The organism is Synechococcus sp. R8-2, assembly GCF_047461715.1.
Lineage (GTDB): Bacteria > Cyanobacteriota > Cyanobacteriia > Thermostichales > Thermostichaceae > Thermostichus.
Window position 1 is genome coordinate 1 of the sequence record NZ_JANSHQ010000414.1, and the last position, 723, is coordinate 723.

Below are 723 nucleotides of genomic sequence, written 5' to 3' on the forward strand. Positions count from 1 at the left end.
GGGCCTGTGCCAGTTGCTCACCGCGTGGCGCCACAGCGCAGATACGGCGTGGCTGGCGGATGCGCCGGTGCATCCGCTGCAACAGGCGCTCCAGGATTTGGAGCGGGCCTACAGCCACTTCTTCGCCCAGCGCGCCGGCTTCCCGAAGTTCAAGAAAAAAGGCCGGTCCGACAGTTTCCGTTATCCCGAGCCCAAGCAAATCCAGCTGGACCAGGCCAACAGCCGCATCTTTCTGCCCAAACTTGGCTGGCTGCGTTATCGCAACAGCCGCGACGTGGTGGGCAAGGTCAAGAGCGTCACCGTATCCAAGCACGCTGGCAAGTGGTTCGTGTCGATCCAGACCGAGCGGGAGGTTAATTGGCCTATTCCGCAGGGGGGCGCAGTGGGCATGGACATGGGCATTGCCCGCTTGGCTACCCTCTCGGACGGCACGTTCTACGCGCCCCTCAACAGCTTCAAGCGGCACGAGGCGCGCTTGCGCAAGGCACAGCAAGCGCTCTCCCGCAAAGTCAAGTTCAGCAACAACTGGAAGAAGGCAAAAGCCCGCCTCCAGCGTATTCATTCTCAGATGGCCAACGCCCGCCGCGACTTCCTGCACAAGGTCTCGACCGCGATTTGCAAAAGCCAGGCAATCGTGTGCATCGAGGACTTGCGGGTGCGGAATATGTCCAAGTCGGCGGCAGGGACGGCAGATGCTCCTGGGAAGAACGTCCGCGCCAAGTC

At 62.0% G+C, this 723-nt stretch carries 1 protein-coding gene; it reads left to right on the top strand.

The features are described from left to right. Positions 1-723: RNA-guided endonuclease InsQ/TnpB family protein (locus NW819_RS10105; protein WP_414413656.1), on the top strand; the 723-nt coding region annotated here is incomplete at both ends.